10 protein-coding genes are annotated in these 15,858 nt (G+C 36.7%); 2 read left to right on the top strand and 8 right to left on the bottom strand.

Translation table 11 applies throughout. From position 1 onward, the window contains the following. Positions 1-90: 90 nt before the first annotated feature. The 5 genes from V0410_RS13190 to tsf all read right to left on the bottom strand — a co-directional run bounded on the left by V0410_RS13190 (position 91) and on the right by tsf (position 9,610). A complete protein-coding gene (locus V0410_RS13190) occupies positions 91-855 on the bottom strand; it encodes a DUF6759 domain-containing protein (RefSeq protein WP_110011479.1) in 765 nt (254 codons plus the stop codon). 284 nt (positions 856-1,139) lie between these two features. After that, positions 1,140-1,934: a hypothetical protein gene (locus V0410_RS13185; RefSeq protein WP_110011478.1), complete on the bottom strand. Its 795-nt coding sequence runs from the start codon at positions 1,932-1,934 to the stop codon at positions 1,140-1,142. Between the two features lie 204 nt (positions 1,935-2,138). Next, complete coding sequence (locus V0410_RS13180) at positions 2,139-5,537, bottom strand: T9SS type B sorting domain-containing protein (protein ID WP_330743964.1); 3,399 nt, start codon at positions 5,535-5,537, stop codon at positions 2,139-2,141. A gap of 118 nt (positions 5,538-5,655) precedes the next feature. Then, positions 5,656-8,487: a gliding motility-associated C-terminal domain-containing protein gene (locus tag V0410_RS13175; protein ID WP_330743963.1), complete on the bottom strand. Its 2,832-nt coding sequence runs from the start codon at positions 8,485-8,487 to the stop codon at positions 5,656-5,658. Between the two features lie 298 nt (positions 8,488-8,785). Beyond that, the gene (gene tsf / locus V0410_RS13170; RefSeq protein WP_110011476.1) at positions 8,786-9,610 is read right to left on the bottom strand and encodes a translation elongation factor Ts; all 825 of its coding nucleotides are present in this window, start codon (positions 9,608-9,610) and stop codon (positions 8,786-8,788) included. Between the two features lie 143 nt (positions 9,611-9,753). On the opposite strand from tsf, the gene V0410_RS13165 reads away from it, so the two are divergent. Beyond that, a complete protein-coding gene (locus V0410_RS13165) occupies positions 9,754-10,518 on the top strand; it encodes a DUF6759 domain-containing protein (protein WP_110011475.1) in 765 nt (254 codons plus the stop codon). 59 nt (positions 10,519-10,577) lie between these two features. On the opposite strand, the gene V0410_RS13160 is transcribed toward V0410_RS13165, so the two are convergent. The 3 genes from V0410_RS13160 to V0410_RS13150 form a co-directional block, all read right to left on the bottom strand. Next, positions 10,578-11,534: an acetyl-CoA carboxylase carboxyltransferase subunit alpha gene (locus tag V0410_RS13160; RefSeq protein ID WP_062675714.1), complete on the bottom strand. Its 957-nt coding sequence runs from the start codon at positions 11,532-11,534 to the stop codon at positions 10,578-10,580. A gap of 49 nt (positions 11,535-11,583) precedes the next feature. Further along, positions 11,584-13,092, bottom strand: coding sequence for a glutamate--tRNA ligase (gene gltX, locus V0410_RS13155; RefSeq protein WP_330747694.1), 1,509 nt, complete (start codon positions 13,090-13,092; stop codon positions 11,584-11,586). A 137-nt stretch (positions 13,093-13,229) separates the two neighbouring features. Continuing rightward, positions 13,230-13,829, bottom strand: coding sequence for a hypothetical protein (locus V0410_RS13150; protein ID WP_330743951.1), 600 nt, complete (start codon positions 13,827-13,829; stop codon positions 13,230-13,232). 437 nt (positions 13,830-14,266) lie between these two features. Between V0410_RS13150 and V0410_RS13145 the strand changes: the two genes are divergently transcribed. Further along, positions 14,267-15,655 (top strand): MAC/perforin domain-containing protein, encoded by a 1,389-nt coding sequence (locus tag V0410_RS13145; protein WP_330743950.1) that lies wholly within the window; start codon positions 14,267-14,269, stop codon positions 15,653-15,655. Positions 15,656-15,858 lie beyond the last annotated feature (203 nt).

The following is a 15,858-nucleotide window of genomic DNA, read 5'->3' as shown; positions in this document are numbered from 1 at the left end:
ATAAAATGAGTGCAAAAATAGTGAAAATTTATGGAGTCTCTATGTCTTTTGGTAGTAAAAGACATAGAGATCATTCGTTCCTGGTTTCTGTTAATGGCTTCCTAAAGCCACCATAATTGGCCTTTCAATTGTTTTTTGCGACGCATATTGAGCCCCGCAAACCAGGCTGGTGAAAAGATATTGCCCTTTATCTATCACAATGGAACCTTCACCCTGAGCAGGAACTGCCAGCCTGTATTTGGTAGTTCCAACACCTTCCATTCTTACAATGATATTACAGTCTGATTTATTTTGTATCAAAACGATGCATTCTTTAGTATTGGGATCATTATCAAATAAGGAATTCAGGATCTTTACAGTTCTATTTTTATGTTCTACAGGAGATACAGCCATCAGCATGTTGAATTCTTCTGCTTCAGTATTGGGAACGGCAGTATTGGCAGCAGCATTTACAACATATGTATTTTGAGCAGTGCTGGGCGTATACACCGTAGTAGATTGTTTTGCCGCAAGCTCAGCTTTATATTTTGCAATCTGTTTTTGTTTGATGATGGCATTCATTTCATCAAAAGTAATTTTGGTAGAAGGTCTTCTCCGTAGCATAGCAAGCATTTCCTGCATATCTTTTACTTTTTGATCAGCAGGATGTGCATTTTTGATATACTCTTTCATCATTTCCATGACCCTTGGTTTAAGAACGGACCTTCGGGGATCATCAGGATGGGCATCCCGTAAAAAAGCATTGATCTCGTAAATATTCTTACTTTTCAAAATATCACTGTAGTCTTTCCCTTTTTTTTGAGAAGACATAGTAACGAAAAACATACAACAAAGAAGTAAAAGTACTTTTTTCATTAATTCATATTAAGTTAGAAATTTGGTGTTTCTCTTTTAATTTGCTTTCACGGATCGGTTAGTTTTTATTTGGATAACGAAATACCAGTGTTTTTATTTTAAACACTTGTTTGTGAGATAAAATTAAACATATTTTTGAATATTTAAGAATAATATGTTTTAAAAGTTGAATAATTCATAGTGTAGTTGCTCTAATGAAGCTTCATTGCTGTTTTTCAGCCATTCAACAAAAAATACCCCATGTAACGTACATGAGGTATAAAATATTTCAAATGATTCTTTTATTAATTGCTGCCTACAACTTCCTGAAGATGTGAGCTTCTTAACCTTTTCTGATAAATAGGAAGATATTTTTCAATAGGGACTTTTATTGCTTCAAAGTTACCCGCCAAAACATAAGCCTGGATATTTTCTGAGGAATACACAAACTGAAGAAAGTTATCAATTAAGTTTTCCGGTATTTTAAATTTTGTGAAATAATCTTTACCCAGATAATTTTTAATCTGTGCTATAGAACTGTTCATTCTTTCATAAGCCTGGTAACGCTGTTTTTTCTTTCTTTCTCCGGAAAGAATATCATAGATGCTTTCCAGGCTGAAGGTAAGCCCGCCATCCCGGAGTCCGGCAACAGGAAGTTCCGGAGGTGTTCCGTCTCCTTTTGGTTCAGGAAGACCAATTACTTTTTTTAGAGCGTATGCTTTGTCTTCTTTTCTTAAAGAGTTTACATCATACCGAAGATTTCCGGTAGGTTTAAACCTGCTGAGAACGATTTCCTGAATTTCGTAATACGCGATTTTGAGCTCAACCAGATTTTTCTGCTCCATAGATTGAGGAGTCAGCTTGATGTCTTTTCTTTCGGTCACAATGGAGGTAAACCGGATCACGTCCCCGATATTGGCAGGAATATTAAAATTACCATTGTAGTCCGTGAGAACGGTTTTCTGTGTGTTCAGGTTGGTGACATACACCTGATTGAGATATAAAATAGAGTTGTCTCTCAGAAATACCTCCCCGGAATATATTTGTGCATTAATTTTTGCCAGAAAAACCAATAGCAGTAGAGTAAACAGTTTCTTCATATAATGCGCAAAATTACATAGAAATAAAGCAATTCTGTGTAATTAGATGAAGAATAGTGGTTAAAGTTATATTAAACTTTGGGATTTAATTGTTAAGGAGTGTTAGAAACTTGTCATATATTAAAAAATGGGAGATTTCTATAAAAAAAACCGGAAGAAAGAATTACTGAAATTTCAGGTACTCTTTCTTCCGGGTTTATGTTTTTATCTGTGTTTTACCAGCAGCCAGCTCGTGTATTTTATCATCAGGCTGGAGCCATATTCAGTCCAGGTGATAAAGTACCAGTAATTTGCGGTAGGAACATATCTGCCGCCCACTCTTCCGTCCCAGGTATATCTGTTTTCAGGAGTACCTCTGAAGACTTCTGCACCATATCGGTCAAAGATCCGGAATACGAGATTGTCATTCTTCATTAAAGCAGAATAGTCTATTACTTCATTATAACCGTCTCCATTCGGAGTAATGGTGTTGATCAGATTAATAATGGCAAATGGTTTTTTAACATCTTCACACATTTTAGAGTCTCTTACAAATACATTGTGTGCTCCTCTGGGTACATTGTAGAGAATATTGGAACTCTGCCATACCACCCCATCTAAAGAATATTCATAAGGAGGTGTACCGCCGCTTGCCCCAACTTTTACAGTTGTTCCATCAATTTCAATAGCGGTTATTATAGGCAGAGGCAATTCCGTAACATTTACATATTGCTTGTATACACAGCCATTAAAGGTAAGCTCTACCCAATAATTTCCAGAAGCAACATTCGTAATGGAGGGAGTGGTAGCTCCTGTACTCCAGAGGTATTTTTCAAATCCAGGCCCTGCATTAAGAGTGGTAGTGGTTTTCGGGCAAATTTCCTTGTCTTTTAAAATATCTGATTTTTTAGGAACTTTAATGTTGATTTTCAGAGTTCCTATTTCAGGACAAACTCCATTTTTTTCAAAACGGATATAATAAGTCTGTGAAGTAGTAATATTCACTGGAGATAAAACCGCATTTACATTATTCTGAGCATCTGCTAAAGTTGCATGAAAGGTGTAAGTTACATTGGGATCCAAGGTAAACTGAGGAATAAACTGTGTTAAATTGACACTTTTAATTCCGTCCAGATCATCATCACAGGCGCTTTCTGTAACGGTTTTTGTAATCAACGGTATTTTAGCTCCGATACTGAATTGTAAAGGTTTGATCACAGAAGCGCATCCGTCCGGAGAATCTACTCTGATATAAATGGTAGTGGTTGCTGTATAGCTCCAGTTGTTAGGAAGGGTATTGTTGTTCCCTGCATTGGCATCTGAAACACTGGCATAGTATCTTACATTAGTAAAGTAATTGGGATTATTAAGTACAATTGGAGTTATATTGGATAGTAAAACAGTAACTGTTCCATCCAGATTATCATCACAGAAAACACCATTGTAGTTATCCAGAACAATCGCTTTATTGAAGAGAGATAATGTTATTTGTGCGATACTTTTACATCCGATATTGTTTTTTACGACGGCATATACAATGGTACCGTTGGGTGCATTGTAAGCTGTTGTATTGCTAATCAGAGCTGCTGCATTTTCATTCTGGGCATCCAACATGGTAGGATAATAAGTAATGGTAACCGGGGAATTGGTGGTAATATTTGCTGTCGTCAGGTTGAAGGTTCCCTGCCCATTGATATCACAGGCAAATAATGTTGCATTCATTACCGTAAGAGCCTGGATATTGATGGTAACCGTAACTGTTTCACAATCCGGAAAATCAGGATCATTGCCGCAGAATGTATAAGTGAATGTATCTGTTCCGGATGTTCCGGGCGTATTTACAGTATAAGTAATAACTCCTGTTGTTGCATTTATTGTTGTGGTTCCCAGTGTAGGAGCTGTTGTAATCGCTACTGTATTAGGCGCAGTTGTTTGTGTAGAACTGCTTAATGTTGGGGTTATGGTCAGCGAGGTACATACATCGTAGGTTTTAGTACTTAGTTTTGTACAGTTCAGGACTTTGAGCTGTTGAGTAACCAAAGGAGCACAACTTCCCATTGTTACGGAGCATGTATAATACCCTGGTAGTGTAGGGGTGATTGATGATGTGGTAGCTCCGGGGACGATAATCCCGTTTCTGTACCATTGGTAGGTATCATAGATTAAAGGATCTACCGTTAGAACCATCCCGGGAATACAGCCGCCTCCTGATTGCAGAATAACAGGTTGGGTAGGAAAGCCGGCAAAAAATCCTCCGTACCCTACAGCATCACTTCCGGCAGTAATTCCGGCCATAATTGCTTTATCTGAAACCACTGTAATGGTACCTGTTACATTGGGAATACCATAGGTAACCCAATTGGTTGTACCAGTCATATTGTATGGGCCGGTTATTGCAGGTGGATTTGCTCCGTTTACTGTAATGTTAGCTCCTCTTTCTGTGATAAGATTTAACTTTGTTGGAATATTTAGAATACCTCCGGGATTACCATTGGAATGAACAAAATTTTCATTGATAAGGCCAAGTTCATTGATTTGCTTTGGTAGGTAACAGTTCAATGCGGGAATATAATTAAATCCACCGGTGGCTGTTTCATTTCCTACATTGGAGTCTCCTGCTAAAATTTGGTAGACATAAGCATTTTTTGATGTTTTAAGATACAAATTGTAATGTCCGTTTCCCTGGAGGATATATTTGGAATCCGGGATTACAAAGTATTTTCCGGCATTGATGGTTGCTAAAGGTGGAATTTCATTATTAACAAAAATCTGAGTATTGTCTTCGGTAGCAATAACAATAGCCCCTTCCATATGGGAGTCAATGGGACCATTACCTTTTACGAGTGCGAATTCATTTCCAAGTCTGTCGACAGGTACTGCCTGATCCATTAAAATATCTGAGCTGGAAGGGAAGTTTCCTGCGTATTGTCCGTTAAAATTTCCGTTGGTAACATTGATGGGTTTGTTTGATGTAATTTTTGAACCAATGAAACCATCAAAGTTTGAGGCTATATTTCCAATCCCATCAATAATATAAGATTGTCCTTTATTTAAAGTGAAAGTAATTGTTGGATTAGTTGCTCCGGTCGTCCCGTTTGAAAATTGAACGGTAGGGCTGTACCCGGAAATTGTAACGGATGTATTATCTTCAGTTGCCAATACACTCGTCATAAAGTTCAAGATAGGATTACTTACTGTGATGGGAGCGGAAGCTGCATAAAATTTTTGTCCTGTAGAGGGGATTCCTTTTGAAGTAATGATTTCTGCATGGTTAAATACTGAGAATCTTAAGTTGGCATAAAAAGGAAATTCTGCTTTAAGATACAGTCCTTTTGTCGTAGGAGTAAACAGATCTGTCTGCTGTGTGGTAATAATATAATTTCTTAAAACATCAAATTTCTGTGGATTGCTCTTACTGATGACTACTGTACCAATCAAAACATTATTATTGTAAATGCTTACCGGGAAGGGAGTCGTTCTGCTGGTAGATAAATACAGTTTCTGATTAGGATTCGGGGCGCCAGTTCTATCTACCATCGGAGCAAACCAATGTTCCCTGTCCAATTGGGCAAAAGAAGAGGAGAAAATATAAAATATAAATAAAAAAGATAGAATTTTCTTCATTCAGTATTAGTATTTATCGCAAATTTAATAATAAAAAGCATTGAATGTTTGAAAATATAATAAAAATAAGCCATGATTGTGCAATCATGGCTCATCAATATAGTTTTAAAACTAATTATTACTCTCTGTTTTTAACAAGAATCCAACCTGTATATTTTATTGGAGTCTTTTCTTTGTTGGATTCATTCCAGCTGATATGGTACCAGTATGTTCCTGTTCCCAGTTTTTTATCAAAATGTTTTCCATCCCATCTGTAGTTGTTGAATCTGTTTCCGGTAAACACCATGTTTCCGTATCTGTCATACACTACAAAGCTCAGGTTTTCCTTATAAGCCAGTTCGCTGTAATCTATATAATCATTTACATTATCTCCGTTAGGGGTAATGGCATTTAATAGATTAGGAATGGTAACTTCTACAGCAATAGGAGTACAGTTGTAAAAATCTTTTACATAGAACGTGTGCTGTCCTCTTGTTAAACCTGTGAAGATATTTGAATCCTGCCAGTTAGCAGTTCCGTCAACCGCATATTTGAAAGGAGCTTTACCGCCGCTTACAATTACAGTTGCTGTATTATTGTTGATCTCGATAGTTTGGATTACCGGGTCTTCCACTTTTTTCACTTTTACAGTCTGGGTAAGGAAGCATCCGTTCTTACCAAGGATTACCGTGTATTCTCCAACACCAATATCTCTGATACCTGAAGTGGTAGCTCCTGTGCTCCATTGGTATGAATCATATCCGGGACCTGCGTCCAGGTTCGTTTTTGCATCCATACAGATGTACTGATCTACAAGGACCGGAGATTTTTTAATTGGAAGTACAATTAATTCAATTTTGGCATTGGCCGTACATCCTTCAGCAGTTGTTACTTTCACATATACAAATCCTCCTGTTGAAGGGAAGTTTTCTGGTGTTGTGATTGCATTGATACCTGCAGTAAGATCATTCAGAGTACGGTAATATTTTTTGGTAACAGCATTATAGTCTGTTACCTTTGCTTTGGTAAGGTCAAAATAAGCATAAGGATCTACATCATACCAGCAAGCTTTAATAGAAGTATCTGTTACAATGAATGGTACTACAGTAAGGTTCAGGGTTACCTGTTCGCAATCTGTAAACTCAACTGAGTTTCCGCAGAATTTATAAACGATTTTGTCTGGTCCCAGATATCCCGGATTAGGTGTATAAGTGATTGTTCCGTTTGGATTCACCACAGCTGTTCCTTTTGTAGGAGGAGTCAAAATTACTACCGTACTTGGAACCACAGTCTGAGTGGAAGAAGTAAACGTAGGGGTGATGATTTTAGTAGAACAAGCATTAAGAGCCTGCGTCGTTTCTTTTAAACAGTTTTGTACTTTATAAATAGGAGTTGTCACAGGAGGACAAGTTCCCATAGTTACTTTTACGGTGTAATTTCCAGATTGAGTAGGAGTGTAAGTGTAACTTGTAGCACCTGGGATAGCCACTCCGTCACGGAACCACTGGTAGGTTTCATATCCATCATCTACTTCAAGAACGATTCCCGGAACACATTCACCTGTCTTTTTTGCAATAACAGGGATTGATGAGAATCCTGCAAAGTAACCTCCATATCCTGCAGAGCTATATCCTCCGTTGATACCTGCTGTTACAGCCTTTGTAGAGGTAATCTTAATATTTCCGGTTACACTGTTGATGGCATACGTTACCCAGTTGGCATTTCCTGCAAGGGGGTAAGGTCCGGCTTCAGGGAGAAGAGGCGCGTCATTCAACATTACAGTAGCACCAGCCTCTGTTAGAATGTTCAATTTTACTACCAGATCACTGGGAGTAGAGCTGGCTCCTCCCACGCCAAGAGGCATTTCATTAATCTTCCCGATTTCATCAATTTTTCTTGGAAGGAAACAGTTTAATGGCGGGATATAGTTGAATCCATTGGTAGCATCACTTTGCAAAACTCCGATAAACTGGTATAAATACACATTTTTGGTAGTGGAAATAAACATGTTTGAATGCCCTGATGTACCCTGAGCAACATAGCTGGTTTCATTAATTCTATACCATTCTCCGGCAGCAAGTGTTGCAACAGCAGTACCTCCGCCGTTTAAATATACTTCAGTATTATCTTCGGTAGCCACAATAAGACCTCCTTCCATGTTTAAGGAAGGTTGAGTAGATCTTGTTTTTACCATGGCAAAAGTATTTCCAAGTCTGTCAACCGGAACTGATTGGTCAAGAACCGGATCACTTCCGGTTGTTGAAGCAGAGAAGTTGGCATTACAGCTACCATTGGTCAGTGTTACCGGCTTATCAGAAACAATTTTGGCTCCGATAAAGCCTGTTTTATTTCCGGACTGAGAACCGGATCCTGCAAGAATGAAAGATTGTCCTTTTTGTAAAGTAAAAGTCTGAGTATTTCCAGTGGGGTTTCCATTAATAAAAACAACTCCGGCAGTTGGATTCCATGATACGGTTACATTCGTGTTGTCTTCGGTTGCAAGTACACCTGCTGTAAAATTCTGAATACTGCTGGTATTGGTGTTGGGAGCGGCAGCCACGAAAAATGTTTTTCCAATTCCGGCTTTTCCTTTACTGGTTATTACTTCCCCGTGAACACTCTGAGCCAGTCTTAAGCTGCAGTAAAAAGGCTTGGCTGCTTTTAAATACAGTCCCTTATTACCCACAACAAATGCATCAGTAGTAGTGGTAGCAGAAATAAGACTATTGGTAACTTTGTAAGTCTGCGGATTACCTTTACTGATGGTAACGGTGGTTACTGGAGCATTGTTATTGTAAATGGTTACATCAACGGGAGTTGGAGAGTCTGTGGAAAGATAGAGCATGTTGACATAGCTGTTGCCGCCAACACTGTCGTAATAGGGAGCTATCCAGTGCTCGGTATCCCTTTGTGCAAAGAGTGTATTAATTGTCAAAAAAATTAATACCAAACTGAGTAGAAATCTTTTCATGAGTATGGAATTAGGATTTCTACAAAAATAAAATAAAAAATGAAATACTTTTAATAAAATTTAAATAAATGTTAAATAAAAGTCTTCTATTTTTAATTAAATGCCTTCTTGGGTATGAAACTGGTAATTAGCGGCTGGGCTTGATCTTTCTGATTGTTAATTATTATCTCTTTAATATGTGAATTATTTAGATTTATTAATTTTTTTCAACTGTTTGATCGTATCGATAGATATGAATAGTGTCAATAAAAAATCCCGGTGAAATTCACCGGGATTCTATATTTTTGAAAAAGTCAGCTTATAGGCTTACTCTTACAAATCCTGTTACTTTTAAGTCTGCGTTTACAGATTTTACATAATCAGCAACTGAGATACTTCCGTCTTTAATAAAATCCTGGTGTACCAAAGTGTTGTCTTTGTAGAATCTCTGCATTTTACCTTTAAGGATGTTGTCGATAATGTTAGCAGGCTTACCTTCTTCAGTAAGTTTGTGTCTTTCGATTTCCAACTCTCTGTCGATAGTTTCCTGAGATACCGCAGTTTCGTCAAGAGCGATTGGGTTCATTGCAGCAACCTGCATAGAAACAGCTTTAGCAGCTTCTTCAGCTCCATCTACTTTAGCAGATAGGGAAGTGATTGCAGCAATTTTGTTTCCAGCGTGGATGTAAGCTCCTAAGAAAGCTCCCTGGATTCTTTCGAAAGATCCGATCTCAATTTTCTCACCGATAACTCCTGTTTGCTCAACTAATTTCTCAGCAACAGTGATTCCGTGGAAATCTGTAGCTAAAAGCTCTTCTTTAGTAGCAGCAAAGATCGCCATTTCAGCTAGTTCGTAAGCAAGCTCAACGAATGCTTCGTTTTTAGCAACGAAGTCAGTCTCACAATTTAAAGAAATTACAGCACCTAAAGTGTTGTCTTCGTTTACTCTTGCGATTACTGCCCCTTCAGTAGACTCTCTGTCTGCTCTGTTAGCAGCAACTTTTTGTCCTTTTTTTCTAAGGATATCTACCGCTTTTTCGAAGTCTCCTTCAGCTTCAACTAGAGCTTTCTTGCAGTCCATCATACCTGCACCTGTTTGGTTTCTTAATTTAGCTACATCTGCAGCAACTGGTGTATAAGACATAATATCTATTATTTTTTATTTAAGATTAGTATTAATTTTTAGCTTAATTTTAGAGCAGTGCAAAGATAATGATTTTAATGATAAACTAAAAAATGACTTTTCACGTTATTAATATATTTAATACTATTTTAAAGGTTTGATTAATGAAAAAAATCTTCTTCCTTCTATTTATATGCATTTTTGCACTAGGTTTTTCTCAAAAAAAGAAAAAAACAAAATCTAAAGCGGTTGTTGAAAAAGAAACGGTAATCATCTATACCGAACAGGAAGCCGAGATCTCAAAAGAGGCAAGGGTAATTGCCGGCTTTTTGAAGCAGAATCCCGGACATGCTAAAACAGACTATTTTAAAAGAAAGCTGATTGATATTATCATGGCAGGGAATTCTCCGGAAGCAAAACCTACCATAAAACCTATCAGCAAAGAAAAAATTGAAAATATCGTTAAAAATAATGAATTGAACAGCGGAAAGACGATGGCCGCAAAAAAAACATATACTGCTAATGGAAAACCTGTCTCTAATAATACAGCAGCTGCTATAGAAGCTTTAAAAGAAGAAAGAAGAACAACTACCTTTGCATCAGTAAGTTCTGCAAAAAGTGCCGGTACTTCTAAAGCAGGACCCAGTGAAGAAAATAAAAGAACAGCAGCAATGCTTACACACCTTTTTAATAATGATATTAATAAAAACGAAGCATATATCAATATTAAAAACAGATCCACCTGCAATCTTATTGTAAAGATAAGTGGTAAAAAATATTATAATCTCAGTGTACCTGCCAAAGGAGAAAATTTTATTCTGGTAGATAAAGGAGAGTACGTGCTGACCACAATGGTTTGTGATGCCAAATATTCTTCCTTAAAGAAAATCAGCCAGGATATTGAAATTGCACTGAATGTTGCAGAATAGAAACAGAAGAAAACTAAAGAAAAAAGGTTAAGAAAAAATTCTTAACCTTTTTGTATTTTTTATCCTTTGAACTGGCCCATTGCAATGAATTTGTCCTGTCTCTGGGTTTCAAGCTCCTGTCCTGTAAATTTGGAAAAAGCTTTGATATTTTGTAAAATTGAATTTTTCAGGTTCAGATAGGTTGTTTCCTGATCATAATGAGCTCCTCCAAGCGGTTCCTCAATGATACCGTCAATGAACTTTTCTCTTAAGGCATCTGCCGGAGTAAGATTCAATGCATTGGCTGCATCTTCTTTATGATCCCAGTTTCTCCATAAGATAGAAGAGCAGCTTTCCGGTGCAATTACTGTATACCATGTGTTCTCCAACATATATACCTTATTTCCTACACCTATTCCCAATGCTCCGCCACTGGCACCTTCTCCGATGATGTAAGTGAAGATTGGAGTTTTCAGCTGAACCATTTCAAAAATATTTCTTGCAATAGCTTCACCTTGTCCTCTTTCTTCAGCTTCCAACCCCGGATAAGCTCCCGGTGTATCTACTAAAGTTACCACAGGGATATTGAATTTTTCAGCAAGCTTCATTAATCGTAAAGCTTTTCTGTATCCTTCCGGATTTGGCATCCCAAATCTTCTGTGCTGTCTTTCTTTGGTCGTTCTTCCTTTTTGAGTCCCTATGATCATTACTTTCTGACCATCAAGGGTAATCAATCCTCCAATCATTGCCGGATCATCAGCGAAATTTCTGTCTCCATGAAGTTCTAAGAAACTGCCCTTGTCTGCCATTCCGTTGATATAATCCAATGTATAAGGACGATCCGGATGACGGGACAGTTGTACTCTTTGCCAAGGTGTAAGATTTCCATAGATTTCTTTTTTCTTTTCTAAAATCTTATCCTCAATCTGGCTGCATGCTAATTTTACATCAACACCACTTTCTTCTCCTACTAAAGAACACGTCTGGTATTGATCCATCAATTCTTTGATAGGAAGTTCGAAACTTAAATATTCCATTTCTTGAAGTAAATTAAATCTTTCAAATGTATGAAAAATTATGGTTATTCTATTTAAAATTATTTACAGCATTGTTTATTCTGGCGATACTTTCCTCTTTACCAAGGATTTCCAGAATATCCGGAACGTCCGGTCCTTTCAATTCTCCTACTAAAGATAATCGTAACGGCATCATTACTTTACCCATTCCTAATCCTTTGTTTTCCGCGAAATCATGCATGGTTTGCTTTAATATCTCAGCCACAAAGCCTGTTGTTTCAAAAGCAGTTGCCAATTCACCTAAAATTGCCGATGTTTCTTCATTCCATGCTTTTTTTGATGCTTTTTCATCATACGAAACTGGAGCTTCAAAGAAGAATTTACCATTTTCATAGATATCTTTTGGGAAAGTGGCTCTTTCTTTCATCAGATGAATTACTTTCAACAGCTTTTCATCCGATACACCGGAAAGGTCAAGGTCGGTATTTTTAAGGATCTGAAGAAGTTCCTCATCAGACTTCAGCTGAATATACTGATGGTTGAACCACTCAGATTTTTCTTTACTGAATCTTGCGCCCGCTTTATGTACTTTATGAAGATCAAATTCCCTGATCATTTCATCCAGAGGAAGTATTTCTTTATCATCTGCAGGAGACCATCCTAATAATGCAACCATATTAATGAAAGCATCAGGAAGATATCCGTTTTCTCTGTATCCCTTAGAAATCACACCGGTAGCAGGATCTTTGAAATCAAGCGGGAACACCGGGAATCCGAATTTATCTCCGTCTCTTTTGCTTAATTTCCCTTTTCCTTCAGGTTTTAAGATTAAAGAAAGGTGGGCAAACTGTGGTGCTTCCCACTGCATTGCTTCGTATAATAAAGTGTGAAGTCCTAAAGATGGAAGCCATTCTTCTCCACGGATTACGTGGGAGATTTCCATTTCATGGTCATCAATAATGTTGGCAAAATGATACGTTGGCATTCCGTCATTCTTTACCAGAACTTTATCATCTAAAGTATTGGTATTGACTGAAAATTTTCCACGAATAATATCTTCAAGATTTAATACTCTGTCTACAGGCATTTTAAACCGTACTACATAAGGCGTCTTTTCGTCTAATAACCTTTGAACCTCTTCTTCAGAAAGGGCAAGGCTGTTTCTTAAACGGTTTCTTGTTTTATTATCATAAGAGAAAACATCACCTTTCGCTTCATATTCGGCACGTATTGCATCCAGTTCTTCAGCCGTATCAAAGGCAATGTAAGCATAATCTGTTTTCAGGATCTGCTCGGTATATCTGTCATAGATGTCTCTTCTTTCAGACTGTCTGTAAGGAGCGAATTTTCCTCCTTTTTTAGGACTCTCATCAGGAATGATTCCGCACCATTCTAAAGCTTCTTCAATATATTCTTCGGCTCCTTCTACATATCTGGCCGTATCCGTATCTTCAATTCTCAATACAAATTCTCCCCCTTGATTTTTAGCAAAAAGATAATCATATAATGCAGTTCTTACGCCTCCCAAATGTAATGGTCCTGTAGGACTTGGAGCAAAACGTACTCTTACTTTCTCCATTTCAATTTTAATTTTTGCAAATTTACTTAAAGTAACTTGAAAAATAAATTGTTTCATAGGAGAAAGTTTGAATTGTGATAATAAAAAAAACTATCTGAAAAACAGATAGTTTTTTTTATATGCTGAAAAGTTTTTATTTAGTAGATATCTGTAATTTCTTCTACGGCAATTTCGTGCCTTTCAGAATTATTTCCTTCAAGAATAAAAGTTGCATAATATTTAGTCCCGGTTATTGCATTGGTTTTTTTTATGATTTGAAGTTTAAATCCTGGATTTGATACTGATTCTGAATCTGTATTTGTTGCCCAGATAGCGTTTTCTGCTACATAAGGCTGCGCCTTGTATAATACCAAATTACCATCGCCTTGAGCTGATAAATAAGGTTGGTATAAGCCGGTTCCAAAATCTGTATTGGAAGCCCATTTTACTGGATAAGGTACTGGTCCCCAATAATTAATCGGACTTGCATAGAGCACTAAATTAGAATCAAATTGCATATCCAAATGTAAGTTTACATTTCCATATTTTAAAACTAAGGATTGCCCGGCATTAAGGCCTGACATTCTTTGGCTTTCAGCAAGTACCTCCGTCTTCGTCAATGAAATCCTCTCCTGAACGTTCATTTTTTCGACAGTTTGTATAGGTGGTTGCTCTGTCAATGAATCGGTTTCTCGTGAACATGAGGTAATAGCTAATGTAGCGAAGGCTAATGTAGAAATTTTTAAAAATTTTTGCATTTTTTAATTTTTTATCGACACAAATATATGAATTATTTCTTTTAACTGTGATTAATTTATCGTTTGTATTTCAGATAAATCTTGTAAATATAGGAGTTTTCGATTGTTTTTAATTCTCTTTTAAGTGATTATTTTTAATAGTATTTTAATAAAAAATTTACACTATGATTGTAATATTACATAAGTTTAGTTTTAATGTAAACTATTTATTTGTATAGATACCGCATATCTCAATTAATTATTTAGTAAAATTTCCTATTTGGAGAATGGTAATTATTGTACGAACTAAAATCTCATTTTCTGTTTATAATTAAACCCGTTTTTCAGCATTATTTAAATAAGTGTTAAATCCACTTAATATTGATATAAATCATTAGATGTTTCTTTTTTCACATAGTGGTGAATGTTATCTTTGCAGGAAACTTTTAAATAATACTATGAAAAAACAAATTTTATTTTGCTTCAGTAGTCTACTGATGCTTTTTATGAGTTCATGTTCAACAGAGGAACTGAATAGCGAGACAACCCCTGAAAGCCCTGCGGCAAAAGCTAGTAATCGCTTATCTGCTTCCAAGTTTGCGGGAGACGGAATTTATGATGTCTTAGGACATGGTTATAACGTTACCGGTGAGTATGCCAATGCAACAGCTGCCGGTTTTAAGGTGGTTGATATTGACCGCTTTAAACTGGAGCAAACCAACAGATTAATCAGCGAAAACACAAATTCTCAGGAGTACTCCGAAGATTATGGTGAAAATGCTGAAGCTTACTCCAAAATGGTTTCTACCAAAGTGGATGCAACAGTTAATTTTCCATTGTTTAAAAAAATACTCTCTGTAGGTTTTGGCTCAGCGGTAACAACCAACAATAAGTTTGATGCTAAATATATCTACGGAAGCTATAACCTTACGATTAAGCAGAAAAGAGTAAGATTCAACGCTACTACCGATATGCTGGGTGATTATATTACTCCGGAATTTGCTCAGGATCTACAGACAAAAACTCCGCAGCAGCTTGTTCAGGATTATGGAACTCACGTGATGACGGATATTTATACAGGCGCAAAGCTTGATATTTTATTCCAGTCTGAAACAACAAGCCAGACTCGTGATAAGGCAGCCAGAATCGGAATAAAGGCAGGAATGCTGAATATCTTTAATGTGAATGTGGATAATGATGTGAACACTTCTGAGTATCACATGAATTTTTCTAAAAAGTTGACCTACAAAACCAGAGGTGGGGATCCTTCAAAAGGTTTGGTAGGAGATTTGAATCTGGATCAGACCAATACTAAAGTTAATATTTCCGACTGGCAACTGAGCTCAAATGCGAGTAATTCTGTTTTGGTTGACTTTGGTAGCAACGGGTTGATTATTATTTATGACTTTGTAAAAGATCCTGTTAAAAAAGCTCAGCTTAAAGCTTATGTAGATCAATATCTGATTGATAATAAAGTGTATCTGGAATTTAATACCATTCCAATTTACAGATATTATAACGGAGTAGATCATTACTATACAAAAATTGCTGGAAGCTACAGCGGATATTCTTTTGAAGGAACAGAGTTTAACGCATTCCTGTACAAAGCTCCCAATACAGTTCCTATCTACAGATACTGGAATGGTAAAGATCATTACTATACAAAAACTCCGGGATATTATCAGGGATATGTAGATGAGGGAATCGAGTTTAATGCTTTTGCTACTCAGCAGCCGAACACAGTTCCTATTTACAGATACTGGAATGGTAAAGATCATTATTATTCAAGATCCAGTGTAAGACCATCTGGTTATGTTGCTGAAGGAATTGAATTCTATGCCTATTAATTAAAAATATTGATATTCTATAACTACAAGCCGTCTCAGTTTTGAGACGGTTTTTTAATGATAAATAATATGATGTATTTTTTACCATTAAAAAATAGTAGTGCCTTACTGTTTGTATTCATTTTCATTCATTATAATAATGTGCTGTTAATTATTCCTTTTCCAGGATGTGCATATATGGACTTAGGCAAATGTTAAATTGA

This window comes from Chryseobacterium sp. CP-77, from assembly GCF_036362765.1.
GTDB lineage: Bacteria > Bacteroidota > Bacteroidia > Flavobacteriales > Weeksellaceae > Chryseobacterium > Chryseobacterium cupriresistens.
The sequence above is the reverse complement of the archived record's forward strand: the minus strand, read 5'-3'. Positions and strand labels throughout refer to the sequence as shown.